Below are 23,306 nucleotides of genomic sequence, written 5' to 3' on the forward strand. Positions count from 1 at the left end.
CTTCTTGTCTCCCGCTTGGGCGGGCGGGCTTGGGTGGGGACGGTGCCCTCAGGCGGCGTTGGAGCCGAAGTAGGCCTCGATCACCTGGGGATCGTTCCGGATCTCCTCGATGGTGCCCTCGACCATCACGCTACCCTGGGCCAGCACGATGACCGGATCGCACAGCCGCGCGATCATGTCCATGTCGTGCTCGATGACCAGGAAGGTGTAACCGAGCTCGCGATTGAGCCGTTCGATGTTGCTGACCAGGTCGCCGAGCAGGGTGCGGTTGACCCCGGCGGCGATCTCGTCGAGCAGGACCACACGGGCATCGGTCATCATGGTGCGGCCCAGCTCCAGCAGCTTCTTCTGGCCGCCCGAAAGATGGCCGGCCAGCTCGTTGCGCACGTGGTACAGGCCGATGAAATCGATCACCTCGAGCGCCCGGCGGCGCACCTCGGCCTCCTGTCGCGCCACGCTGCCCGGCCTGAGCCAGGCGTCGAACAGGCTCTCCCCCGCCTGATGCGGCGGCACCATCATCAGGTTCTCCAGCGCGGTCATGTGGGAGAACTCATGGGCGATCTGGAAAGTGCGCAGCAGGCCCTTGTGGAACAACTCGTTGGCGGGTCGGTTGGTAATGTTCTCGCCGTCGAGCAGGATCTGGCCGCTGTCGAGCGGCAGAGCACCGGCGATGATATTGAAGAGGGTGGATTTGCCTGCCCCGTTGGGGCCGATGAGTCCGGTGATCGAGCCTTTCTCCACCTGGATGGAGCAGTCGTTGATGACCTTCAGCCCGCCGAAAGCCTTGTTGACGTGCCGGACGTCGATGATGGATGCCATATGCGTTCCTGCCCAGTTTCCGAAACTCTCGTCGCTCCGGAGTGTTGTTATTGGTCCCGCCGATGGACGGCGTGGGCGGGACATGGTCTTGTTAACACGCCGCCACCCCGTAGGCGACGGCGAATCGATGCGCTTATCGCTCCTGACGGCCCTTGCCCGGGTAGGTACGGCCGACGGCGAAGGCACCGACGATGATCAGCGCGCCGACCGTCGGTAACAGATAGCCCTCTACCTGCGGAATGCTGCGCAGGAAGACGAAGGCCACCGCGGCCGGTGCTACGAAGCGTACCAGGAATCGCCATACCTGGAACCAGGTCTCGCTGGTACGCATTTCCTTCATGACCTCGGAATAGGTCAGGGCCCAGCCGGCGAACAGGGCGATCAGCAGGCCACCCAGCGGCATGAAGATATTGGTCAGCAGTTCGATGAAGTCGAAGGCGCTGCGGCCGAACAGCGTGTGGAAGAGACTGCCTTCGGCCCAGGTATTGAAACTGACCACGGTGAGCAGGCCCAGTGCCCAGCTGGCGAGCACCATGGCGAAGACGGCCTGGGGGCGCGTCAGATCGAAGCGTTCTACCAGAAAGGCGGCCACCGGCTCGATCAACGAAATCGAGGAACTGATCGCCGCGCCCAGCACCAGAATGAAGAACACCCCGCCCACCAGGCCGCCGAAGGGCATCTCGGCGAAGGCCAACGGCAGGGTGACGAACATCAGGCCCGGCCCTGCGGCGGCATCGAGCCCGGCGCCGAACACCAGCGAGAAGATCGCCAGTCCCGCGACTGTGGCCACGGCGGTATCGATGACGGCGACGGCGAAGGCGGTGCGGCTCAGCGAGGCGTCGCTGGGCATGTAGGCACCGTAGGCCATGATCGCGCCCATGCCGAGGCTCAGGGTGAAGAACGACTGTCCCATGGCCTGCAGCCATCCCTCGAGGCTCAGGTCACCCAGATTGAAGGTGAACAGGAAACCGGCGGCGGCGGCGAAATCGCCGTTGGCGATGCCGTAGAACAGCACCACCAGCAGGATCGCGAACAGCGCCGGCATCAAGATGCGAAGGCCGTTCTCGATACCCTTGTGAATGCCCATGCCGACGATCAGCCCCGAAGCGATGATGAACAGCGAGTGATAAAAAGTGAGCAGGCCCGGCGAGGCCAGCAGGGCGTCGAAGCCGGCACCGATGGCTTCGGCGTCGGCACCGACCAGCGTGCCGGTGAGCATCTGCCAGGTGTAGTGAATGGCCCAGCCGGCGATCACCGAATAGAAACTCAGAATCAGGAAAGCCGAGGCGGCGCCCAGCCAGCCGATCGATTCCCAGGCACGGTAGGTGCCATGGGTGCGGGTCAGAAAGCGCATGCCCATGATCGGGCTGCGCCGGCTGGCGCGACCGAGCATGGTCTCGGCGATAAGGATCGGGATGCCCACGGCGAAGATGGTCAGGGCATAGACCAGGATGAAAGCGCCGCCGCCGTTCTCACCGGTCAGATAGGGAAAGCGCCATAGGTTGCCGAGCCCCACCGCCGAGCCGATGGCGGCGAGCAGGAAGGTGCCCTTGTGAGTCCAGACGTTATGCGTGCTCATGGTGGTTCCGAAGGAGTGCGCTTGGCCTTGTGGGCCACCGGATGTCCGCCGCCTGTCGCTGGCCGGTAAGGCCGGTCTGGCGGCGGGTACACTCTGCGACAGAACCCGCTGCGTAGCTAGTGGCCCAGCGTTAAGGCTGCGTTGGGGACGGCGGATGACCGGGGCTCGGGAACGTGGAAGTCAGTCCTTGCCCGGGGCCTTTTCATCCTCGTCGCGACGGGTTTCGAAGGCGCGCATGGCGTCCGGCAGTCGTACGGTGTCGCCGATCGAGAGCTTGCCGAGCGCGTCGAGCCGCTTGCCGCCATCGGAGATCATCGCCACCACCTGACCGATGCTGGTGCCATTCACGTAGGCCTCGACCTTGATGCGTACCACCTTGCCCCGATAGCGAGCCGAGAGGATGTCGCCGGGGCCGGGCTCCGAGTCGCCCTGGGGGGAGCGCTCATAATGGCGCATCACGCTGTCGGCGCCAGGGTCGTCCCATTCTACATGCTTGTGCATATGTCCTCCTGTATGGCGTTTTCGATGTCCTAGGGAAAGCGTAGCCGGCATCGGCACGGCAAGAAAAAGCCCACCGTGAGGTGGGCCCTGGCGACGCTGCCCGTCAGGGCGTTTCTTTGGAAAGTTCCATGATCAGGCGTGTGGCCAGGTAGAGCCGTGGCACCACGCTATGGAGTTCGACGAATTCGTCGCTGCTATGGTAGCGGCCGCCCACCAGGCCCAGCGACTCGAGCACGGCGGGGCGCTCGGTATCGGGCTGGTAGGCGTAGGCGGCGTCGGTTCCGCCGCCGATTTCGACCGCCCCGAGCTCGAGGCCGAGCTCGGCGTAGATCGCCTTGGCGACTTCCGCCAGCTCCTGTGTCTGCGGATTTTCGGGTAGTGGCGGCCTGCCGCGTTCCAGGCGGAACTCCACCTCGGTGTCCTCGATCAGCCGATTGGCGATAATCTCGTTGGCTTCCTCTGTCACGCGCTCGTACTCGTCGGCTTCGAAATAACGCATGTCGCCCTCGGCCCGGGCACGCTCGGGGATGATGTTGCGCGTGCCGCCTCCCTCGACCACCGTCCAGTTGAGGGTCGTTTCCTTGTCGGTATCGCCAAGCTCGCCGAGCTGCAGCAGTTGGTGGGCGAGTTCCATCACCGCGTTGCGCCCTTCCTCCGGAGCGCTGCCGGCATGGGAGGCGCGGCCTGTCACCTCGAGGAAGGCGTAGTTGATACCCTTGGTCACGGTGGTGACGGCGTCCATACCGTCCTCGCCCAGGGTTGGCTCGAAGACCAGTACCGCATCCTGTTCGGCGGCCAACTGCTGAATCAGGTCGCGGGAGCCCAGCGAACCGCGCTCCTCGTCGGGGTTGAAGACGACCGTCAGCGTGCCGTAGTCGTCGTACTCGAGCTCCTCGAGTATCGCCAGACTATGCAGAATCATCGCCACGCCGCCCTTGGCATCGCCCACGCCGGGCCCGAAGGCGCGTCCATCCTCGATGCGGAACGGCCGCTCGGCCGCGATGCCTTCCTCGAAGACGGTGTCGTAGTGAATCATCAGCATGAGGTCGCGTTCGCCGCTGCCTTGCAGGGTGCCGACTAAGGTATTGCCGCCGAGTTCTTCGGACGGATGGGCCTCGACCTCGGCGCCCAGCTCACGCAGGCGCTCGTCGAGAATCGCCTCAACCTCGGCCAGGCCCGGCTCATAGGTCGTGCCGGAATCGATGTTGACCAGGGTTTCGAGCGTTTCGAGCAGCGGTGCCTCATGCTGTTCGACGGCGGAGAGTACCGCCTGGTCGGCGTTGGTGGCGACGGGCTCGGCGTTGGTGGCACCGGCGTTGAGCATGGCGGCGAGTGCCGCGCCGCAGCAGAGCGGCTTGAGGGGGAGTCCGTTCATGGCAGCGTCCCTTGGGGTCTTCTTCGCGATCGAGGCTTGGCCCGCGTGCGGGCGCTGACGTTGAGTCTAGGCCAGGCGCCTGCGAATGCCACCATCGTTATCCCGCCGCTGTCGCGTGAGGGGCAAGAAGGCTTATCCAGAACGACGACACCCGCCGAATGGCGGGTGTCGTTGGGAAGCGAGCGAGGCTTACTTCTTGGCGCGCTTGCGCTCGTGCTCCTTGAGGTACTTCTTGCGCAGACGAATGTGGTTGGGAGTGATCTCCACCAGCTCGTCGTCATCGAGGAATTCGATGGCTTGCTCCAGCGTGAATTTCACCGGGGGCGTCAGCACGATGTTCTCGTCATTGCCCGAGGCGCGCATGTTGTCGAGCTTCTTGCCCTTGGTGGGATTGACCACCAGATCGTTGGCGCGATTGTGGATGCCCACCAACATGCCTTCATAGACCTCGGTGCCGTGGTCGATGATCAGCTTGCCGCGCTCCTGCAGGGCGTACAACGCATAGGCCAGCGCCTTGCCGTCGACCATCGACACCAGCACGCCGTTGCGGCGCTCGATGGCGGCATCGGGCTTGAGCGGGCCGTAGTGGTCGAAGCGGCTGGTGAGGATGCCGGTGCCCGAGGTCAGGGTCAGGAACTGGCCGCGGAAACCGATCAGCCCGCGCGCCGGGATGATGAAGTCCAGGCGCACACGGCCCTTGCCGTCGGGGTTCATGTTGGTCAGCTCGCCCTTGCGGTAGCCGAGCTCCTCCATGATGGCGCCCTGGTGCTGCTCTTCGCAGTCGATGATCACTTCTTCGTACGGCTCCTGCTTGGCGCCGTCGATCTCCTTGATGATCACCTCGGGGCGGCCCACCGCCAGCTCGAAGCCCTCGCGACGCATGGTCTCGATCAGCACCGAAAGGTGCAGCTCGCCACGGCCGGAGACCTTGAACTTCTCGGGGCTTTCGCCTTGCTCGACGCGCAGCGCCACGTTGTGGATCAGCTCCTGCTCGAGGCGATCCTTGATGTTGCGGCTGGTGACGTACTTGCCGTCGCGACCGGCGAAGGGCGAGTCATTGACCTGGAAGGTCATGGAGACGGTGGGTTCGTCGACCGACAGCGGCGGCAGCGCCTCCACGACGGCCGGGTCGCACAGGGTGTCGGAGATGGAAAGTTCGTCAATACCGGTGATGCAGACGATGTCGCCGGCCGTGGCCTGTTCGGTCTGCACGCGCTCCAGGCCCAGGTGTGTCATTACCTGGCCGACCTTGCCCTTGCGAGTCTTGCCGTCGGTGCCGATTACGGTAACCGTCTGGTTGGGCTTCACCGCGCCGCGCTTGATGCGGCCAAGACCGATGACACCCACGTAGCTGGAGTAGTCCAGCGCCGAGATCTGCATCTGGAAAGGGCCGTCGAGTTCGACCGCCGGTGGCTCGACGATGTCGACGATGGCCTGGAACATCGGCGTCATGTCCTCGGCGAGTTCTTCGGGGTCCATGCCGGCGATGCCGTTGAGCGCCGAGCAGTAGATGATCGGGAAGTCGAGCTGCTCGTCGCTGGCGCCGAGGTTGTCGAACAGGTCGAAGATCTGATCGATGACCCAGTCGGGGCGTGCCCCGGGGCGGTCGATCTTGTTGACCACCACGATCGGCTTGAGGCCCTGATTGAAGGCCTTCTGGGTCACGAAGCGGGTTTGCGGCATGGGGCCGTCGACGGCGTCGACCAGCAGCAGCACCGAGTCGACCATCGACATCACGCGCTCGACCTCACCGCCGAAATCGGCGTGCCCCGGCGTGTCGACGATATTGATGTGGAAATCGCGGCCGTTGCCGTCGCGCCAGCGAATCGCGGTGTTCTTGGCCAGGATGGTGATACCGCGCTCTTTCTCCTGGTCGTTGGAATCCATGATGCGCTCCTGTCCCTCGGCCTTGCGGTCGAGCGTGCCGGACTGGCTCAGCAGCTTGTCGACCAGGGTGGTCTTGCCGTGGTCGACGTGGGCGATAATCGCAATATTGCGCAAATTCTCGATGCGAGAGGGGGTTACAGCTGTGTTCATAGGGTGTGACTCATCATATATACGCACCTATGTACACATCGAAAGACGTACCCTAGGCGCGGGGGTAGGGGAGTGGTGGCGCATTGTACAGACAAGCGGGGTAGGGGAATAGCACAACCTCGCGAGGTGGCCGCTATCAACCCGTGACGTGGGGGTGGCACTCACCGGTGCGTGCCGCGGCGCATGAACAGGTTAAGCGCTGACTGGGCAGGACTTGGACAACGCAGTGGGGAAAAATTCAGCAGGGGAGCCTTTCGATACTTTTGTACACTTAACGACACAAAATATGACAAAACGTGCCGATTCGAGGCGCCTTTCCGCTCTCGTGGAGCCGCTTGATGCTACTCAGTAGTGTTCTTCTCGATGCCCGCACTGCCGGCGCGCAACTGCCGCGCCATCTCGCCATGCTGCAGCGCGCGTCCAAGCAATGGTACGGCAGCCATGAGCTGCTGGTGGTGGACGATACCGGCGATGCCCGGCTCCCGGCCCTGACACGGCGCCATGAGGCCATGCTGATTCACTGTTCCGGCGTATCCCTGGGCAGCCGCCTGAACGTTGCTGTGGCTGTCAGTCGGGGCGATGTGCTGCTGTTTCCGGGGCTGGGGCCGCGGCGCGCCGTCGATTGGCTGAGTCACCGGCTGAGAACCGCCGACGAGGCCGGGGCTTGGGATGCCGCCGTGCTGCGAACTCCCCGCCAGGGCCGCTTGCGGCATTGGTGGCATCGCCTGCAGCGCACCTCCCCCCTGGATACGTTCTGGGTGGCACGCGATTGGTTCGAACGCATCGGCGGGTTAGACCCGAAGCTGGATGCCGAGGCGCTTCCCGAATTGCTCCATCGCCTTCGTGCCTGCCAGGCGAGAGTGACGATCGAGTCAGCCTAGAGCGAAATCCGCTTCTGCGCACCCGAATGGTGCGCTCCATCTTCATGTCGCACCAACAGGGTGCGTTTTTGCATTTATTGCCGGTTGCATGAACCGCCTCGGACGGAACTGGTGCATGACGGCACATCAGGGCGCAACTATTTTTCTTTTTAAAACAATGAGTCACCTTTGGCCGGGCGCATGTGGTGCAATGTTGGCATGTCGCCTGCATTGAATTGGCCAGCTCACCATGCGCGGGCATGGCGATCGTGGGCATCAGGCCCACAGCGTGCTACAACAGGCGCTGATCCATCGGCGCCAATGGAACATCAGCCAACGAATCGAGCCACAGCTCAACGGAGGACATCATGTCTGCCAAGACACTCGCCCTGATCGAAGAACACGATGTGAAGTGGGTCGACCTGCGCTTCACCGATACGCGGGGCAAGGAACAGCACGTCACCATCCCGGCGCGTGAAGTCGACGAGGAATTCTTCGAGAACGGTCAGATGTTCGATGGCTCCTCGATCTCCGGCTGGAAGGGCATCAACGAGTCCGACATGATCCTGCGCCCGGAAGACGGCACCGCCTTCCTCGATCCGTTCACCGAAGACGCCACTCTGGTGCTGCGCTGCGACATCATCGAGCCGGCCACCATGCAGGGCTACGAGCGCGACCCGCGCTCCATCGCCAAGCGTGCCGAGGCCTACCTGCAGTCCACCGGCCTGGGCGATACCGCCTTCTTCGGTCCCGAGCCGGAATTCTTCATCTTCGACGAGGTGCACTGGAAGGCCGACATCGAAGGTGCCATGTACAAGATCACCTCCGAAGAGGGTGCCTGGGCCACCGACCGTCAGGTCGAGGGCGGCAACCTCGCGCACCGGCCGCGCGTCAAGGGCGGCTACTTCCCGGTGCCTCCGGTCGACAGCTTCCACGACATCCGCGGCGCGATGTGCAACACGCTGGAAGCCATCGGCCAGAGCGTCGAGGTGCACCATCACGAGGTGGCCAACGCCGGTCAGAACGAGATCGGCGTCAAGTTCAACACCCTGGTCAAGAAGGCCGACGAAGTCCAGGAGATGAAGTACGTGATCCACAACGTGGCTCACGCCTACGGCAAGACGGCGACCTTCATGCCCAAGCCGCTGGTCGGCGACAACGGTAGCGGCATGCACGTGCACCAGTCGTTCTGGAAGGACGGTCAGAACCAGTTCGCCGGCGACCAGTACGCCGGGCTGTCCGAAATGGCGCTCTACTACATCGGCGGCATCATCCAGCATGCGCGTGCCCTGAACGCCTTCACCAATGCGTCGACCAACTCGTACAAGCGCCTGGTGCCGGGTTTCGAGGCGCCGGTCATGTTGGCTTACAGCGCTCGCAACCGCTCCGCGTCCATCCGCATTCCGTACACCGCGAGCCCCAAGGGCAAGCGCGTCGAGGCTCGTTTCCCCGATCCGACCGCCAACCCCTACCTGGCTTTCGCGGCGATGCTGATGGCCGGTATCGATGGGATCAAGAACAAGATCCACCCCGGCGACGCCATGGACAAGAACCTCTACGACCTGCCGCCGGAAGAGGGCAAGAAGGTGCCGACCGTGGCGCATAGCCTGGATCAGGCCCTCGAGGCGTTGGACAAGGATCGTGCCTTCCTCACCGAGGGTGGCGTGTTTACCGACGACATGATCGACGCCTATATCGAATTGAAGATGGAAGACGTCGAGCGTATCCGCATGACCACGCATCCGATCGAGTTCGATATGTACTACAGCTGCTGAGCCGTTTCCAAGCCGACAGCCACGACCGCTGGTCGACCGAGGAGCCCCGCATCGCGGGGCTCTTCTTTTGACGTACACTAAGTGCTGTAACGGTGCGCGAGACGCGTTCGCGCGGACGGACGCGGCCGTGGCTGTCAGCGGAGCCGGAATGCCGACGAAGGAAGGTTCATGCTCAGGGGACTCATGGTAGGGCTGGTGGGGGTTCTGCTGGCCGACATGGCATTGGCCACGACGATCTATCGCACGACCGACGCCCAGGGCAACGTTGTCTTTACCGACGACCCCGACAGTGGCGGCGAGCCGGTCGACCTGGCGCCGCTGACGGTGGTGCCGTCACGCGATGGTCGCCTGGCTCCGCTGAGCCCTCCTGCGGGGAGCGAGGTTCCGACGAATCAGGCGCCCGGCCAGCCCTTTATGCCTTACGACACTTTCCGTATCCGTTCGCCGGCGCAGCTGACGAAGCTACCCGCCAGCCAGGCGGGCAACCTGCAGGTGGAGTTGGCCATTGAGCCGTCGCTGCGCCCGGATCACCGCGTGCGTCTGTTGGTTGACGGTCAGGTCAGTCAATCCGCCATGCATACCTCCGCCTTCGTGCTCAATGACCTCGATCGCGGTGGGTACGAATTGCAGGCCGAACTGCTGGATGGCCGTGGCGAGGTCCGCCATCGCACCCCGCCTGTCAGTTTCACCGTCGAGCGCGACGACTGAGCGCCTGCCGTCAGGCTTTGCGGTTGCGCCAATACAGCGCGCAAGGTGCCTGACGGACTGGTGATCGATTTCCCCATGCACCATTATGGTGCGCAGAGCCCTGTCCGACTTGCCCCGAAACGGCGCCATGCCTCACTCCTATCGGTTGGCGCGCTTCTTGCTTGAACTGCTCATAGGAATGCCACGGGGCATGACGCTGAGGCGTCGCTGCGCCATGACGATGCAGGCGCTTGCTCTTCGTTCATCTGCATTCACCAAGGGAAGGCCGACATGTATCGACGCCTGATGGAACACCTCACCACCGCGGTGCTATTGCTGGATGACGAGCTGCGCCTGCGTTGGATGAACCCGGCGGCCGAGGCGCTGTTGGCGATCAGCCTGGGGCGAGTGAAAAAACACCGTCTGCCGTCGCTGCTGGCCGAGGATGACGGCATGAGCGCGGTGTTGGCCAAGGCGCGAGACGACCAGCACCCCTTTACCCAGCGCGAAGTGAGGCTGGCGCTGTTCGGTGGCGCCGCAGCCACCGTGGATTACACCGTCACTCCGCTCTCGGCCACCGAGCTGCTGGTGGAGATGGAGCCGCGCGACCGCCTGCTGCGCATCTCCCGCGAGGAGGCGCTGCTCAACCGGCAGGAGGCGATCAAGGTGCTCTCGCGCGGTCTCGCCCATGAGGTCAAAAACCCGCTGGGCGGCATTCGTGGGGCCGCCCAATTGCTCGAGCGCGACCTCGACGACCCCGCACTCAAGGAGTTCACGCGGGTCATCGTCGAGGAGGCAGACCGTTTGCGCGACCTGGTCGACAGCATGCTCGGTCCCAACCAGGTGACGCGCTACGAGCCGCTCAACATCCACAAGGTACTGGAGCGTGTGCGCACGTTGTTGGTCGCCGAGACGCCCGGCGTGACGATCGAGCGCGACTACGATCCCAGCCTGCCGGATTTTCCGGGCGACGAGGCCCAGATGATCCAGGCGGTGCTCAACGTGGCGCGTAACGCGGTGGAGGCGATGACCGAAGCCGGCACCGAGTCTCCCAGCCTGTTGCTGCGGACTCGGGCGCGGCGCCAGTTCACGCTGGGTGCGGAGCGCCATCGCCTGGTCTGCGAGGTAGCCCTGATCGACAACGGCCCCGGCATTCCCGAGAGCCTGGAAGAAACCCTGTTCTATCCCATGGTATCGGGCCGGGCCGACGGCAGCGGGCTGGGGCTCTCCATTGCCCAGGGCATCTTGCATCAACATCAGGGGCTCATCGAGTGCGAGTCCCGCCCCGGCCATACCGAATTCCGTCTGCTTATTCCACTGGAGAGGCGCCATGACTGATGTCGCACGTGTCGCGGTGGTCGATGACGACCGCGCCATTCGCTGGGTGCTGGAGCGCACCCTGGCCCAGCCAGACCTCGAAGTCGAGTGCATCGAACGGGCTGATCTGGCGCTCAGCCGGCTGCTGGACGATCCCCCCGACGTCTTGATCACCGATATTCGCATGCCCGGGATCGACGGGTTGGACCTGATGTCGCGGGTGCGCGAGGCCCATCCCGACCTGCCGGTCATTGTCATGACCGCGCACTCGGATCTCGACAGTGCCGTCGCCTCCTACCAGGGCGGCGCTTTCGAATACCTGCCCAAGCCGTTCGACGTTGACGAGGCGTTGGCCCTGGTACGCCGTGCCGTCGCTCATGCGCGGGAGCGCAAGCGGCCGGTGAGCGTGCCCGAAGGGCTGGATGCCGAGATCATCGGTGAAGCGCCGGCGATGCAGGAGGTCTTCCGCGCCATCGGCCGGCTGTCGCATTCCCATATCACGGTGTTGATCAATGGTGAGTCGGGGACCGGCAAGGAGCGGGTGGCCCGCGCCCTGCACCAGCACAGTCCACGCACCGGCCAACCGTTCATCGCCCTGAACATGGCGGCGATCCCGCGCGATCTGATCGAATCCGAGCTGTTCGGCCACGAGAAGGGGGCTTTCACCGGAGCCACCGCCCAACGCCAGGGGCGTTTCGAACAGGCAGACGGCGGGACCCTGTTCCTCGACGAGATCGGCGACATGCCCGCCGAGACCCAAACCCGGCTGCTGCGTGTGCTGGCCGACGGCGAATTCTACCGGGTCGGTGGCCATACCCCGGTAAAGGTGGACGTGCGCATCATTGCGGCGACCCACCAGAACCTCGAGGCGCTGGTGGAGGATGGACGCTTCCGCGAGGACCTCTTTCATCGCCTCAATGTGATTCGGGTGCATCTGCCGCGGCTCGCCGAGCGGCGCGAGGATATTCCGCGGTTGGCGCGGCATTTCCTGGCCGAGGCCGCCAAGGAGCTCGCTACCGACGTCAAGGTGCTGACCCGCGATGCCGAGGCGCACCTGACCCGGCTGCCCTGGCCGGGCAACGTACGCCAGCTGGAGAATATCTGCCGCTGGTTGACCGTAATGGCATCGGGGCGCGAGATCCTGGTCGAGGACCTCCCGCCGGAGCTGCGCAGTCGTGATGGCGGAGAGTCGCCCGCCGGCGATTGGCGCGCCGCCTTCCGCGACTGGGCCGACCGCGCTCTGGCCGCGGGCCACACCCATCTGCTGGAGGAAGCCGTGCCGGACTTCGAGCGCATCCTGATCGAGACCGCGCTGAAGCATACCGGTGGGCGCAAGGGCGAAGCCGCCGAACTGCTGGGTTGGGGGCGAAATACGCTGACGCGCAAATTGAAGGCGCTATTGCCGGCGCTGGCCGAGGATTGAGGCCGCAATGGCCGGCACGTCCACAGTGCGCGTTGGACGATGCCGGCTGCGGCCGTACGCTTATTTCACGGCGGTAACCACCAGCTCCAGCAGCGCTCCCTCGCCGAGATCGCCTACGCCCAGCGTTGCCCTGGCGGGAAGGTGCTCGGCGGCAAACCACTCGGTCCACACCTCGTTCATGCCTTGCTTCAGGTTCAGATCCGAGACATATGCCGTTGCCGAAACGATACGCGTCTTGTCGGTTCCGGCCTCGGTGAGATAGCCCTCCAGCTTTTCCAGGACCTGGCGCGTCTGGCCGGCCATGTCCAATGTACAATCGTCGGCGACGATGCCGCCGAAGAAGACAAAGCCGTTGGCCTCGACGGCGCGATGCATGATGGGGGTGCGGATATGGCGCTTGATCATGACGCTAGTGCTCCAGTGATGCCTGTGCAGGCGATGGTTGAGCCGGCTCCCGCATGGGAGGAGGCGGATACGGTTCGTGGGAGCCATGCGATTCGGCAACGAAGCTCCCGTCCGGCATGGTGTCGGGCCACCGTTCGGTTGCGTCAGTGCGGCTCCGGTGACGGCGGGCTTGCTCCCGGGCCGGCGGATAGCGCCTTACTTGCCTGCGACGCTGCGGCCAATTGCCCCAGCGTGATCGGCGTGAAAGGTGGGCGCAGGTGGTAGTAGCCGGTTTCCTCGATGCTTTGCCCATTGGCATCGGCAAGCAGCTCGCTGACCGTGAGCCCGCACAGGCGTCCCTGACAGGGCCCCATGCCGCAGCGGGTAAAGGCCTTGGTCTGATTGGGACCGCGACAGCCCAGCTCGGCCATGCGACGTATTTCGCCTGCGGTCACCTCCTCGCAACGACATACCAAGGTGTCGTCGGCAGGCAGCCGCCATTGGGGGGCGGGTCGGTATAGCGTATCGAGGAAGGGGCGGATGGCGGTTTCTCTGGCGAGCCGGGAGCGCTGCCGATGCGCTTCCTTCGCCGCCTGGCCGGCCGGGATGGCCCCGAGTGCATGAGCGGCGCCGAGGCCGGCCAGGCGGCCCTGCAGCTCGGCGGCCTGAGCGCCGACGATACCTCCGCCGTCCCCCGCGACGGCAATTCCCTCGATGTCGGTGCGCAGCCATTCGTCGAGGCGAGGGCGCCAAGCAAGCTGTCGTGCATCCCATTCATGTTCGCAGCCGAGCGCTTGGGTGATCTGCGTATGAGGTATCACCCCCTGATGCAGCAACAGGGTCGACGCCTCCAGCGTTTTCCAGCCGTCTTGACCGTGGCATTGCCAGGCGACGCGCTCAAGCCGTTCGTCGCCCTCGGCGCGTAGCGAGCTGACTTGCTTGATGTGGCGCACGCCGGCATGGCGCAGTTCGCGCAGCCATCGCAGCCCCTTGGCCAGGGTTCGCGGGTTGCGCAGGGCTCCGGGAAGATGAGGCAATCCCTGGCGGTAACGGCCGGGGGGAGTGGTGTCCAGCAGGGCCGCGATGGGCACGCCGACCCGCAGGTACTGTACTGCGAGCAGCAACAGCAGGGGCCCCGTGCCAGCGATCACTAATGGGGCTTGCGGAACCACGCCTGAACTTTTCAGCAGAATCTGGCCGCTGCCGGCCGTCATGACGCCCGGCAATGTCCAGCCGGGGATCGGAAAGGGGCGCTCCATGGCGCCGGTGGCCAGAATCACCTGGTGCGCCTGCACTAACTCGGCGCGCTCACCACGCAGCAGGCCGATTTCGCGCTGTCGGGTCAATTGCCAGACACGGGTCGCGGGACGATAGTCGATCCGAGTGTCGCGTAGCCGGTCGACCAAGGCTTCGCCCTGCCAATATGCCTCGCCCAGCAGTGTGCGGTTGCGCAGCGGCGTGCCCTGGATGGCCCGGTAAACCTGTCCGCCCGGTGCGGGCTGCTCGTCGACGACCAGCGGCGCCAGGCCATACTCGGCGGCCGTGATGGCGGCAGACATGCCTGCCGGGCCGCTACCCAGGATGACCACATCATGCATTTTCACCGGCCTCCCTCGGTACCATGCTGGGGGCGTATCCGCATGCCATCACGGACCGGAACCTGACAGGCCTGGACATTGGGCACGCCGTCGACCTCCACCAGGCATTCGAAGCAAACGCCCATCATGCAGTAGGGCGCGCGGGGTGAACCGCTCACCGGCGTGGAACGACATGCCAGCACGTCGGAGGCCAACAGGGCGGCCGCTACGGAATCGCCTTCACGGGCCTGCAACTCTTGCTCGCCGAAGCGGAAGGACACCTCTGACCCCCGGGGCATGTCAGGCAGGGATAGACGCTGGAACATCGAATCTCTCCGCAGTGAAAGGGACCCTCTCTGGGAATCCGAACGCTTGGCGGCCAAGTGCATCGGGTTCGAGCCAGGCCAGAGGGAAAGCTAGCATTGCAGGAAGTATAAGAACCAATGCCGTTAGTTGGCCTTGCTATGCAGGAATGATATGCATGGTGGCGTCGTCAAGGAGGCAGCGAGGCGCTTGCGCAGACCGCTCAGCCGGCTGCCGGGGAAGACGAGGTGGCCTGATCGAAGCCTTGGCGGAAGGCGGCGATAAAATCCCGGGCAAGCCGGGAGAGCGGCTGGTCGCGTGGCGTCAGCAACGCAAAGTCCTCGCCCAGATTGGGCTCGAAGGGACGCAGCGTCAGCGTGTTCTCGCCGAAGGCCTTGGCGCTGAGGGGGTCGAGAATGGCGATGCCGAATCCCTTGGCGACCAGGCGCGCCGCCTGTAGGGCCAGCGAGACTTCAAGATATCGGCACGGCTGTACGCCTTTTTCGTCCAGCAGCCGGTCGAGTGCCAGGCGCAGCGGGTCCTGGGGTTCAAAACATATCAACGCCTGGTCCTGCAGGTCCTCTGCGCGAATGCGCTCGCGTGCAGTGAGCGGATGCCGATTGGGCAGCAAGCACAGGCTGTCGAGACGAAAGCGTTCGCTGTCCATGCGGTCGTCATTGTCGGCGACGATGGCAAAGCCCAGGTCGCTGCGTTGGGTGATGACATCCTCGATGACCTGTGCCGAGCGAAAGGTGGCGAGTTCGATACGGGTATCCGGGTGAGCGGGGGCGAATTCGGCCAGGACATCGGGCAGAAAGGTCATGCCGAGGAGAGGCATGGCGCTGATCCTCAGCCCTCCCACTTCGCGATCGCGTATTCGTCGTGCGGTATCGCGCAGATGTTCGATCCCGGTCCATACCCGCTCGACTTCACGATGGAAGAGGCGTGCTTCAGGCGTCGGTACCAGGCGACCGCGCACCCGCTCGAACAGGTGAAAGCCCAGGTCATGCTCGAGCTGCTTGAGCAAACGGGTGACGCCGGGCTGAGCAATGAGCATGCGCCTGGCGGCGCCGGAAACCGTGCCGCATTCCATGACATGTTTGAAGGCGAGAACCTGCTTATCGCGTAGATGGGGAGGTTTCATAATATTCGTATATCGTCATGGCAATTATTGGTATTGGATCGTATACCGTTCACCTCGCTATCGTCGATGCCATACCACTCACAAGAAGCGAACGGCATGCAGCGGGATTTCCTGATCATCGGCGGTGGCGTGGTCGGTATGGCGGTGGCCTATGGACTGTTGCGGGCCGGGCAGCGAGTGACTGTGCTCGACGGCAGCGACGACACCCTACGCGCCTCGCGGGGCAACGCCGGCCTCACCTGGGTGCAGGGCAAGGGCGCAGGCATGCCGGCCTACGCCGAGCTCAGCTTCGAAGCGAGCCTGGCCTGGCCGGAGTTTGCTGACGAGCTCAAGGAACGCACCGGGATAGACCTCGAATACGAACGCCGTGGCGGGGTCGACCTCTGTTTCGATCAGGAAGAGGCCGAGGCGCGCCAGCGCGAATACTCGGCGATCCAGGCGGCATCCCCTTCCCTGGCGCGTCGGTTCCGCTGGGAGTATCTCGACCGCGGGTCGCTCGCCGCGCATCTTCCGGGGCTCGGCGAGGGAGTGCATGGCGGTACCTGGTCGCCTCATGACGGCCACTGCAATCCCCTGTACCTGCTGCGTGCCCTGTTTGCCGCGAGCCGCACGCTCGGGCTTGATTATCGTCCAGCCAGTGAGGTGCTTTCGCTCACCCCTCTCAAAAACGGTTTTCGAGCGGACACTTCGCGCGGTGCCTACGAGGCCGAGCGCTTGATCGTCGCGGCCGGCCTGGGCAGTGCCGCGTTGGCGCCGATGGTAGGGCTCAGCGGGGCGGTGCACCCGGTGCGAGGCCAGGTCCTGGTAACCGAGCGCATGCCGAAGATCGATCAACTGCCCACCCCGCAGATTCGGCAAACGGCGAGCGGTGGCTACCTGGTCGGGGACACCCAGGAGGCGGTCGGCTTCGATAGAGGGGTGACCCTGACGCTGATGCAGCAGCTGGCCGAGCGCGCGGTACGCATCTTTCCGTTTCTTGACCATGCGCGACTCGTGCGCGCCTGGGGAGCGCTGCGCGTCATGACGCCGGACGGCAATCCCCTCTACGAAGCTTCCAGGCAGTACCCGGGAGCTTATGGCCTGAGCAGTCACAGCGGTATCAGCCTGGCAGCCTTCCATGCCGGCGATCTGGCCGAATCGATCCTGCAGGACAGCCTGGGACACGAATACGCCGAATTCTCCGGGGCGAGGTTCACCCGCTCCGTCCTTCACCCATAACAACGTCGGCAACCAGGTCGACCTGGCACCACCCACGCTCACACGATAAAACAAACTGCGAGGACACCCCCATGAGATTACACCCCCTCTTCACTCTGCTGGTATCGGCTGCGCTGCTCGGCGGGGTGGCCAATGCGGAAGACAGACCGCTGCGCATCGGCGTCGATCTTCCCTACGAGCCCTATCAGTACAAGCTGCCGGACGGTGCCATCACCGGTTTCGAGGTGGAACTCGTCAATGCCGCCTGCGAGCGGATGCAGCGCGAGTGCGAGTGGGTCGAGCAGGCCTGGGACGGCATCATTCCGGCGCTTCAAGCGCGGAAGTTCGATCTCATTGCGTCGGCGATGAACATCACCGAAGAGCGCTCGCGCCAGGTCCTGTTCTCGGAACCTTATTATCAGGTGCCTTCGGTCTGGGTCGGAAAGGCCGGTGAGGACCGAGATGTTGAGGGCGATCTCGCGGGCGCGGCGATTGGCGTCCAGCAGGGAACCATTCAGGATGAGTACGTCACCCAGTTCTACCCCCATGCCGAGATTCGGCGCTACGGGGACTCGGGGTCGGTGGTCGCGGACATGCATGCCGGACGTCTCGATCTGGTTTTCACCGCGTTTCCATTGGCACAGGAAACCATGCTCCATGATGAGCGCTTCTCTCGGCAGGGTGAGTTGGTCACCGGCCCCGAATCGATTTACGGGCCAGGCATCGGAGCGGCCTTCCGTCCACGGGACGAGGCATTGGCGGAGGCATTCAATGAGGCCATGGCCGAATTGAAAACAGATGGCACCTTTGACGTGATCTTCGATTCCTATTTCGGCGATTAGCGCGCAGTGGCTGGCAATATCGGCCGAGCGCGTGCCGCTAAGGTCCGATAGAAGGGGACATTAAACGAAAGGCGCATGGCTGTGGAGCGAGCCGGCTACGTACAGTCGGGGAAACCCCTTGCAGGTCTAACCAGCATGCTTGAAGCGATCCGGGTACCTCGGCAGGTCCACGTCACCGAAGTCGGGCCGCGCGACGGCCTGCAGAACGAGCAGGTGCTCCTCTCCACGGCACAGAAGGCCGAACTGGTGCGTGCCCTGGTCGCGGCCGGCGTTCGTGAATTCGAGCTGACCTCCTTCGTCAGCCCGCGCGCGGTGCCGGCACTGGCCGATGCGGCGGAGCTCGTTGCCGAACTCAAGGACATCGAGGGAGCGCACTTCTCGGCGTTGGTGCCCAATCTGCGCGGCGCCGAGCGGGCCCTGGAGGCCGGCATTGACTCGGTGGTCTTGTTCGTCTCGGCTTCGGAGAGCCACAACGCCAAGAACGTCAACGCCAGCGTCGATGAGTCGCTGGCGAGCTTCGAGCAGGTGGCCCGGCGGCTCGAAGGCAGCGGCATTGAATTGCGCGGCGCCATCGCCACCTGCTTTGGTTGCCCATTCGAGGGCGATATAGACGTCGCCGCGGTAGGCCGCATTGCCCGTCATTTCGCCGACCTCGGCGCTCGCCACGTGTCGCTCGGCGACACCACCGGCATGGCAACGCCGCCGCTGGTCACGGAGCGAATTTCCCATCTTCGCGAGGTGGTCCCCGGCATTTCACCCACCCTGCACTTTCACAATACTCGCGGCATCGGGCTGGCCAATGTCATGCAGGGCCTTGCGCTCGGCGTCGACCGTTACGAGAGCTCGATCGGCGGGTTGGGGGGGTGTCCCTTCGCGCCGAAGGCGACCGGCAATATCGCCAGCGAGGATCTGATCTATCTGCTCAGCGAAATGGGCATCGAGACCGGCATCGATCTGGATCGGATGATCGAGGCCGCACAGCTCGCCACCCGCTTGATGGGACGTCCCCTGCCGGCCCAGGTCTCCAAGGCGGGGCCGCGGCTGGCGCTCAGCGACAGCGCGAGCGTGGCCACGGCGAGAGGGTGAGCATGACGCACGCACGCACGCAAGCGGCGGGGGCGCTCGCCGGTATCCGCGTGATCGACCTGACTCGGGTGATCTCGGGACCGTTCTGCACCCAGATGCTTGGCGACCACGGCGCCGAGGTGATCAAGATCGAACCGCCAGAGCGTGGCGACGTGCTGCGCTCGCAGGGCAACATCGTCAACGGCTTCAGCTGGTATTTCGCCCAGTTCAATCGCAACAAACGCTCGTTGACGCTCGATCTGCGCAGCGACGAGGGCAGGGCGATCCTGCATCGCCTGCTCGAGGATGCCGACGTGCTGGTGGAGAACTTTCGCCCCGGCGTGCTGGAGAAGATGGGCCTCGACGATGCCACGCTGCGCGAGTGCTATCCGCGCCTGGTGGTGGGGCGCATCAACGGTTTCGGCTCCACCGGCCCCTACCGAGACCGTCCCGCCTACGACTTCATCGCTCAGGCCATGAGCGGCTTCATGGGCGTCAACGGCCCACCCGATAGCGACCCCATGCGCGCAGCGCCGCCCATCAGCGACATGGTGGCCAGCCAGAACCTGGCCTTCGGCATTTGCGCGGCACTGGTACGACGCGAGCGTACCGGTCAGGGCGAAATTCTCGAGACCGCACTGACCAACGGGCTGATCGGCATGCTCGGCTACCTGGCCGCGGAGTTTTTCGCCACCGGCCAGGTGCCGGCGCGGACCGGCAACGATCATCCCATGCTCTATCCCTACGGCCTGTTCCGGGCCAGCGACGGCGAGGTGGCGATTGCCCCCAGTAGCGATGCCATGGTCGAACGCCTGCTCGGTGCGCTGGACCTCCTCCCCTTGCTCGACGACGAGCGCTTCGCCGACAACGCCCGGCGCATGGCTCACCGTGAGCCGCTTCGCGAGATCATCAACCGAGTCACGGCGCAGCGTCGCGTCGAGGAGTGGATCGAGCATCTCAACCGCGCCGGGGTGCCGTGCGGGCGCGTCTACAGCCTGCGCGACACCTTCAACGATCCCCAGGTCCAGGCTCAGGAGATGAAAATCGAGATCGACCAGGGCGAGCTGGGGCGGATTCCCGCGACGGGCTTCCCGGTCAAGATGCGCGAGGCCCCTGCGGCGGTGCATCATCCCGCGCCACGGCTCGGCGAACATACCCATGAAATCCTGCGCGAGCTGGGCGTTGAAGACGCGGCGATCACGGCCATGCAAGCGCGCGGCATTATATGAGCTAACCTGCAACAAGCGTCGGTGCCCCGGTGGCTCCACGCGGCAATATCCACCATCAGCAGCACAACAACAACGAGGGACACGACAATGCGCATCATCAAGCACGTTCACCACGGTTTCACCGCCTCGGCCCTGCTGGGACTGGGCCTGGCGTTCAGCGCCCCGAGCCAGGCGCTGCCCATCAGCGAATGCATCGCCCCGGCCGACCCCGGCGGTGGCTGGGATTTCACCTGTCGTTCGGTGGCCAAGCTGCTGCGCGAGCTGGAACTGACCGACGGTGCCGTGCAGGTCACCAACATGCCGGGCGGCGTGGGGGCCGTGGCGTTCTCCAACGTGGCCAGCAGTCGCGCCGACGACAGCGACCTGATCGTGGCGACCAGCACCGTGGGCATGACGCAGATCGCCCAGGGCCAGTACCCCGGCGACGCCGATACCATGCGTTGGCTGGCCATGCTCGGCACCGATGTGGGCGTGATTCTGGTGGATGACGAGAGCCCCTATGAAACGCTTGAAGAACTGCTGAACGACATGATCGAGGATCCGGGTGCGGTGGCCATGGCCGGCTCCAGCGGCGCCGGAGGCTGGGATCACATCCGCGCGCTGCTGCTGGCCAAGGAGGCGGGCATGCCGGCCGAGCAGATGGCCAGCGTGCGCTGGGTGCAGTTCGACGGCGGCGGTCCGGCGGTGACCCAGATGATGGGAGGGCACGTCGACATGGTCTCCACCGATCTCGGCGAGATCGCGGGCTTCATCGAGTCCGGCGATGTGCGGGTGCTGGCGGTGCTCTCCGACGAGCCGCTGCCCGAGCCCTTCGCCGAGCTGCCCACCGCGGTATCCCAGGGCTACGACGTGACCGGCTACAACTGGCGCGGCTTCTATACCGGTGGCGAGGTCTCCGACGAGGACTACGCAAGCATGGTCGAAACCCTCGAGACGCTCTACCAGAGCGACGCGTGGCAGGAAACCGCACAGCAGAACGGCCTGGTACCGCTGTGGCGCGGCGGCGACGAGTTCACCGACTACGTGTACGAGACCATCGACGAGGTCGAGTCCGTGTCGCGTGAGATCGGGGTCATCGAGTGAGTGAACCCGGGCTGAACCCGGATCAGGTCTCGGGCGCCGTCGCCGACCGTATTGCCGGCGTCGTGCTGCTGTTGATGGCGGTGGGCGCGTGGTGGTATTCGCACGCCTTCCCGGCCGGCTTCGGCCAGGTCGTGGGGCCCGGGGCCTTTCCGCGTCTCGTCAGCGTGCCGATGGGCCTGTTCGCGGCCTATCTGGTGATACGCCCCGGCGTCAATCAGCGCTGGCCGCAGCGCGCCGCCCTGCTCAGGCAGGGGGCGGCGCTGCTGCTGCTCGGCATCTATGCGGGCTTCCTCAAGCCCCTGGGTTTTTTGCCCGCCAGCCTGATCTGCGTGGTGCTGTTGATTCGTCTGTTCGGCGCGACCTGGAGGGCCTCGCTGGCCTGCGGCGCGTTGCTGACGGTCTCGCTCTATCTGCTGTTCGAATTCGCTCTCGGCATGCCGCTACCCAACATGCCGGGTCTCGACTGGTAAGGCGTCACGATGGATATATTGGCTTTTCTCGCCCAAGGCTTCGCCGTGGCGCTCGAGCCCCAGCACCTGCTCCTGGCGCTGGTCGGCTGCGCCGTGGGCACGCTGATCGGGGCGCTGCCGGGGCTTGGCCCGGTCAACGGGGTGGCGCTGATGATCCCGCTGACCTTCAATTTCGGCCTGACGCCGACCGCCGCGCTGATCCTGCTGGTCAGCATCTACTACGGCTGCATGTACGGTGGGCGGATCAGCTCGATTCTGCTCAACATTCCCGGTGACGAGCCGGCGGTGATGACCACCCTCGACGGTTACCCCATGGCGCTCAAGGGGCGTGGCGGCGAGGCCTTGGGGCTCTCCGGCGTGGCCTCGTTCGTCGGTGCCACCGTGGCCACCATCGGGCTCACCCTGTTCGCTCCGCTGCTGGTGGGATTCGCGATCCGTTTCGGGCCGGCCGAGTACTTCGCCCTGTTCGTGCTGGCCTTCGCCACCATCGGCGGCGTGACCAGCGGCAGCCTGGTGAAAAGCTTCCTCGCGGCCTGCCTGGGCCTGCTGCTGGGCACCGTGGGCATCGACTCGGTGAGTAGCGTACCGCGCTATACCTTCGGCTGGTACGAACTCTACGACGGCATCGACTTCATCGTCGCCCTGGTCGGGTTGTTTGCGATCTCCGAGTGCCTGATCTTTCTCGAAGATACTCGCGGCAGCAATAAGCCGACCCTCAAGGTGGGCTCGGCGATTCCCGGCATTCGCAGTGCCGGTAAATGTGCGCCGACCATTGGGCGTAGCTCGTTCATCGGTTTCGTTGCCGGCGTGCTGCCGGGCGCCGGTGCGGCGCTGGGCAGCTTCCTCTCCTATACCCTGGAGCGCCGCTGGCTGGGACGTCGCGGCACGTTCGGGCAGGGCGACCCGCGCGGCGTGGCGGCACCGGAAGCGGGCAATAACGCGGCGGCCGGCGGCGCGCTGATCCCCATGCTGTCGTTGGGCATTCCCGGCAGCGGCACGACGGCCATCCTTCTGGCACTGCTGCTGTCGATGAACATCACGCCCGGTCCGCTGCTGTTCGCGCAGCAGCCGGAAATGGTCTGGGGGTTGGTGGCGGCCCTGTTCATCGGTAACGTGATGCTGCTGGTCCTCAACATCCCGCTGGTGGGACTGTTCGCGAAGGTGTTGCAGGCGCCTGGCTGGTTCCTGATGCCCATGGTGGTAATGGTGGCCTTCGTCGGCGTCTACTCGCTCGGCAACAGTGCCTTCGATCTCTACATGATGCTGGCCTTCGGCGTGCTCGGCTACGTGCTGCGCAAGCTCGAGATGCCCGCCGTGCCGGTGGTGCTGGGCCTGCTGCTGGGCGGGCAGATGGAGTACAACCTGCGCCGCGCCATGTCGATCTCCGGAGGCGACTGGAGCATCCTGTGGAACAGCGGCATCACCATCGGTATCTACGCCTTCGCCATCGCACTGATCGTGGCCGGGCTGGTCTACAGCTGGATGATACGCCAGCGCCTCTAGGCGTGCGGAGAGGAGCGTCTGCTGCTCCCGCTTTGACGAAAGTCGCGGTCTCCGGAAGGAGACGTGACTTGGGTCAATCAAAACAAGTAATCAGAATGCTACTTTCGAATCGTCACCAAGTGTAATTCCTCCGCGA

General features: G+C 64.6%; 21 protein-coding genes. 12 read left to right on the forward strand and 9 right to left on the reverse strand.

Going from position 1 to position 23,306, the window contains the following annotated elements; all coding sequences use genetic code 11:
• Positions 1–48: 48 nt before the first annotated feature.
• From F0A17_RS18240 to typA, 5 genes are all read right to left on the reverse strand, one after another.
• Positions 49–819, reverse strand: coding sequence for an ABC transporter ATP-binding protein (locus F0A17_RS18240; RefSeq protein WP_149329783.1), 771 nt, complete (start codon positions 817–819; stop codon positions 49–51).
• 133 nt (positions 820–952) lie between these two features.
• Positions 953–2,398 (reverse strand): sodium-dependent transporter, encoded by a 1,446-nt coding sequence (locus F0A17_RS18245; protein WP_149329784.1) that lies wholly within the window; start codon positions 2,396–2,398, stop codon positions 953–955.
• A gap of 180 nt (positions 2,399–2,578) precedes the next feature.
• On the reverse strand, positions 2,579–2,899 hold the full coding sequence (locus F0A17_RS18250; RefSeq protein ID WP_149329785.1) for a hypothetical protein: 321 nt from the start codon (positions 2,897–2,899) through the stop codon (positions 2,579–2,581).
• Positions 2,900–3,002: 103 nt separating this feature from the next.
• Positions 3,003–4,274: a glutamate carboxypeptidase gene (locus F0A17_RS18255; RefSeq protein ID WP_228716954.1), complete on the reverse strand. Its 1,272-nt coding sequence runs from the start codon at positions 4,272–4,274 to the stop codon at positions 3,003–3,005.
• A gap of 189 nt (positions 4,275–4,463) precedes the next feature.
• The gene (typA, locus tag F0A17_RS18260) at positions 4,464–6,311 is read right to left on the reverse strand and encodes a translational GTPase TypA (RefSeq protein WP_149329786.1); all 1,848 of its coding nucleotides are present in this window, start codon (positions 6,309–6,311) and stop codon (positions 4,464–4,466) included.
• A 338-nt stretch (positions 6,312–6,649) separates the two neighbouring features.
• Here typA and F0A17_RS18265 point away from each other — a divergent pair, with 338 nt between their 5' ends.
• The 5 genes from F0A17_RS18265 to ntrC all read left to right on the forward strand — a co-directional run bounded on the left by F0A17_RS18265 (position 6,650) and on the right by ntrC (position 12,373).
• On the forward strand, positions 6,650–7,192 hold the full coding sequence (locus F0A17_RS18265) for a glycosyltransferase family protein (RefSeq protein WP_149329787.1): 543 nt from the start codon (positions 6,650–6,652) through the stop codon (positions 7,190–7,192).
• A gap of 347 nt (positions 7,193–7,539) precedes the next feature.
• Entirely contained in the window at positions 7,540–8,946 is a 1,407-nt protein-coding gene (gene glnA / locus F0A17_RS18270) for a glutamate--ammonia ligase (protein ID WP_149329788.1), read from the forward strand.
• A gap of 168 nt (positions 8,947–9,114) precedes the next feature.
• The gene (locus F0A17_RS18275; RefSeq protein WP_149329789.1) at positions 9,115–9,654 is read left to right on the forward strand and encodes a DUF4124 domain-containing protein; all 540 of its coding nucleotides are present in this window, start codon (positions 9,115–9,117) and stop codon (positions 9,652–9,654) included.
• A 270-nt stretch (positions 9,655–9,924) separates the two neighbouring features.
• Positions 9,925–10,971, forward strand: coding sequence for a nitrogen regulation protein NR(II) (gene glnL / locus F0A17_RS18280; protein WP_149329790.1), 1,047 nt, complete (start codon positions 9,925–9,927; stop codon positions 10,969–10,971).
• Complete coding sequence (gene ntrC, locus F0A17_RS18285; RefSeq protein WP_149329791.1) at positions 10,964–12,373, forward strand: nitrogen regulation protein NR(I); 1,410 nt, start codon at positions 10,964–10,966, stop codon at positions 12,371–12,373. The genes glnL and ntrC overlap by 8 nt, the downstream gene beginning before the upstream one ends.
• 60 nt (positions 12,374–12,433) lie before the next feature.
• On the opposite strand, the gene F0A17_RS18290 is transcribed toward ntrC, so the two are convergent.
• The 4 genes from F0A17_RS18290 to F0A17_RS18305 form a co-directional block, all read right to left on the reverse strand.
• Positions 12,434–12,778, reverse strand: coding sequence for a RidA family protein (locus F0A17_RS18290; protein WP_149329792.1), 345 nt, complete (start codon positions 12,776–12,778; stop codon positions 12,434–12,436).
• A 143-nt stretch (positions 12,779–12,921) separates the two neighbouring features.
• Positions 12,922–14,355: an NAD(P)/FAD-dependent oxidoreductase gene (locus F0A17_RS18295; RefSeq protein WP_187774736.1), complete on the reverse strand. Its 1,434-nt coding sequence runs from the start codon at positions 14,353–14,355 to the stop codon at positions 12,922–12,924.
• A 2-nt stretch (positions 14,356–14,357) separates the two neighbouring features.
• Positions 14,358–14,660 carry a (2Fe-2S)-binding protein gene (locus F0A17_RS18300; protein WP_149329794.1) on the reverse strand — a complete coding sequence of 101 codons (303 nt, stop codon included), beginning with the start codon at positions 14,658–14,660 and terminating at the stop codon, positions 14,358–14,360.
• Positions 14,661–14,860: 200 nt separating this feature from the next.
• Positions 14,861–15,781 carry a LysR family transcriptional regulator gene (locus F0A17_RS18305; RefSeq protein ID WP_149329795.1) on the reverse strand — a complete coding sequence of 307 codons (921 nt, stop codon included), beginning with the start codon at positions 15,779–15,781 and terminating at the stop codon, positions 14,861–14,863.
• Between the two features lie 96 nt (positions 15,782–15,877).
• On the opposite strand from F0A17_RS18305, the gene F0A17_RS18310 reads away from it, so the two are divergent.
• The 7 genes from F0A17_RS18310 (at position 15,878) to F0A17_RS18340 (ending at position 23,170) form a co-directional block, all read left to right on the forward strand.
• Positions 15,878–16,999, forward strand: a complete 1,122-nt coding sequence (locus tag F0A17_RS18310; protein WP_187774737.1) for an NAD(P)/FAD-dependent oxidoreductase — start codon at positions 15,878–15,880, stop codon at positions 16,997–16,999.
• A gap of 71 nt (positions 17,000–17,070) precedes the next feature.
• Positions 17,071–17,820: a transporter substrate-binding domain-containing protein gene (locus F0A17_RS18315; RefSeq protein WP_149329797.1), complete on the forward strand. Its 750-nt coding sequence runs from the start codon at positions 17,071–17,073 to the stop codon at positions 17,818–17,820.
• Positions 17,821–17,955: 135 nt separating this feature from the next.
• Positions 17,956–18,906, forward strand: coding sequence for a hydroxymethylglutaryl-CoA lyase (locus F0A17_RS18320; RefSeq protein ID WP_149329798.1), 951 nt, complete (start codon positions 17,956–17,958; stop codon positions 18,904–18,906).
• Between the two features lie 2 nt (positions 18,907–18,908).
• On the forward strand, positions 18,909–20,114 hold the full coding sequence (locus tag F0A17_RS18325) for a CaiB/BaiF CoA transferase family protein (RefSeq protein WP_149329799.1): 1,206 nt from the start codon (positions 18,909–18,911) through the stop codon (positions 20,112–20,114).
• Between the two features lie 87 nt (positions 20,115–20,201).
• Positions 20,202–21,197, forward strand: coding sequence for a Bug family tripartite tricarboxylate transporter substrate binding protein (locus tag F0A17_RS18330; protein WP_149329800.1), 996 nt, complete (start codon positions 20,202–20,204; stop codon positions 21,195–21,197).
• Positions 21,194–21,667, forward strand: a complete 474-nt coding sequence (locus tag F0A17_RS18335) for a tripartite tricarboxylate transporter TctB family protein (protein ID WP_149329801.1) — start codon at positions 21,194–21,196, stop codon at positions 21,665–21,667. Before F0A17_RS18330 ends, F0A17_RS18335 begins: the two co-directional genes overlap by 4 nt.
• A 9-nt stretch (positions 21,668–21,676) precedes the next feature.
• Positions 21,677–23,170 (forward strand): tripartite tricarboxylate transporter permease, encoded by a 1,494-nt coding sequence (locus F0A17_RS18340; RefSeq protein ID WP_149329802.1) that lies wholly within the window; start codon positions 21,677–21,679, stop codon positions 23,168–23,170.
• Positions 23,171–23,306 lie beyond the last annotated feature (136 nt).

The organism is Billgrantia pellis, assembly GCF_008297955.1.
GTDB classification, from domain to species: domain Bacteria; phylum Pseudomonadota; class Gammaproteobacteria; order Pseudomonadales; family Halomonadaceae; genus Halomonas; species Halomonas pellis.

Bases quoted from the DNA above. Each gene is read 5' to 3' on its own strand.
- F0A17_RS18240 (WP_149329783.1), bottom strand. From the start codon at position 819: ATGGCATCCATCATCGACGTCCGGCACGTCAACAAGGCTTTCGGCGGG.
- F0A17_RS18245 (WP_149329784.1), bottom strand. From the start codon at position 2,398: ATGAGCACGCATAACGTCTGGACTCACAAGGGCACCTTCCTGCTCGCC.
- F0A17_RS18250 (WP_149329785.1), bottom strand. From the start codon at position 2,899: ATGCACAAGCATGTAGAATGGGACGACCCTGGCGCCGACAGCGTGATG.
- F0A17_RS18255 (WP_228716954.1), bottom strand. From the start codon at position 4,274: ATGAACGGACTCCCCCTCAAGCCGCTCTGCTGCGGCGCGGCACTCGCC.
- typA (WP_149329786.1), bottom strand. From the start codon at position 6,311: ATGAACACAGCTGTAACCCCCTCTCGCATCGAGAATTTGCGCAATATT.
- F0A17_RS18265 (WP_149329787.1), top strand. From the start codon at position 6,650: ATGCTACTCAGTAGTGTTCTTCTCGATGCCCGCACTGCCGGCGCGCAA.
- glnA (WP_149329788.1), top strand. From the start codon at position 7,540: ATGTCTGCCAAGACACTCGCCCTGATCGAAGAACACGATGTGAAGTGG.
- F0A17_RS18275 (WP_149329789.1), top strand. From the start codon at position 9,115: ATGCTCAGGGGACTCATGGTAGGGCTGGTGGGGGTTCTGCTGGCCGAC.
- glnL (WP_149329790.1), top strand. From the start codon at position 9,925: ATGTATCGACGCCTGATGGAACACCTCACCACCGCGGTGCTATTGCTG.
- ntrC (WP_149329791.1), top strand. From the start codon at position 10,964: ATGACTGATGTCGCACGTGTCGCGGTGGTCGATGACGACCGCGCCATT.
- F0A17_RS18290 (WP_149329792.1), bottom strand. From the start codon at position 12,778: ATGATCAAGCGCCATATCCGCACCCCCATCATGCATCGCGCCGTCGAG.
- F0A17_RS18295 (WP_187774736.1), bottom strand. From the start codon at position 14,355: ATGCATGATGTGGTCATCCTGGGTAGCGGCCCGGCAGGCATGTCTGCC.
- F0A17_RS18300 (WP_149329794.1), bottom strand. From the start codon at position 14,660: ATGTTCCAGCGTCTATCCCTGCCTGACATGCCCCGGGGGTCAGAGGTG.
- F0A17_RS18305 (WP_149329795.1), bottom strand. From the start codon at position 15,781: ATGAAACCTCCCCATCTACGCGATAAGCAGGTTCTCGCCTTCAAACAT.
- F0A17_RS18310 (WP_187774737.1), top strand. From the start codon at position 15,878: ATGCAGCGGGATTTCCTGATCATCGGCGGTGGCGTGGTCGGTATGGCG.
- F0A17_RS18315 (WP_149329797.1), top strand. From the start codon at position 17,071: ATGAGATTACACCCCCTCTTCACTCTGCTGGTATCGGCTGCGCTGCTC.
- F0A17_RS18320 (WP_149329798.1), top strand. From the start codon at position 17,956: ATGCTTGAAGCGATCCGGGTACCTCGGCAGGTCCACGTCACCGAAGTC.
- F0A17_RS18325 (WP_149329799.1), top strand. From the start codon at position 18,909: ATGACGCACGCACGCACGCAAGCGGCGGGGGCGCTCGCCGGTATCCGC.
- F0A17_RS18330 (WP_149329800.1), top strand. From the start codon at position 20,202: ATGCGCATCATCAAGCACGTTCACCACGGTTTCACCGCCTCGGCCCTG.
- F0A17_RS18340 (WP_149329802.1), top strand. From the start codon at position 21,677: ATGGATATATTGGCTTTTCTCGCCCAAGGCTTCGCCGTGGCGCTCGAG.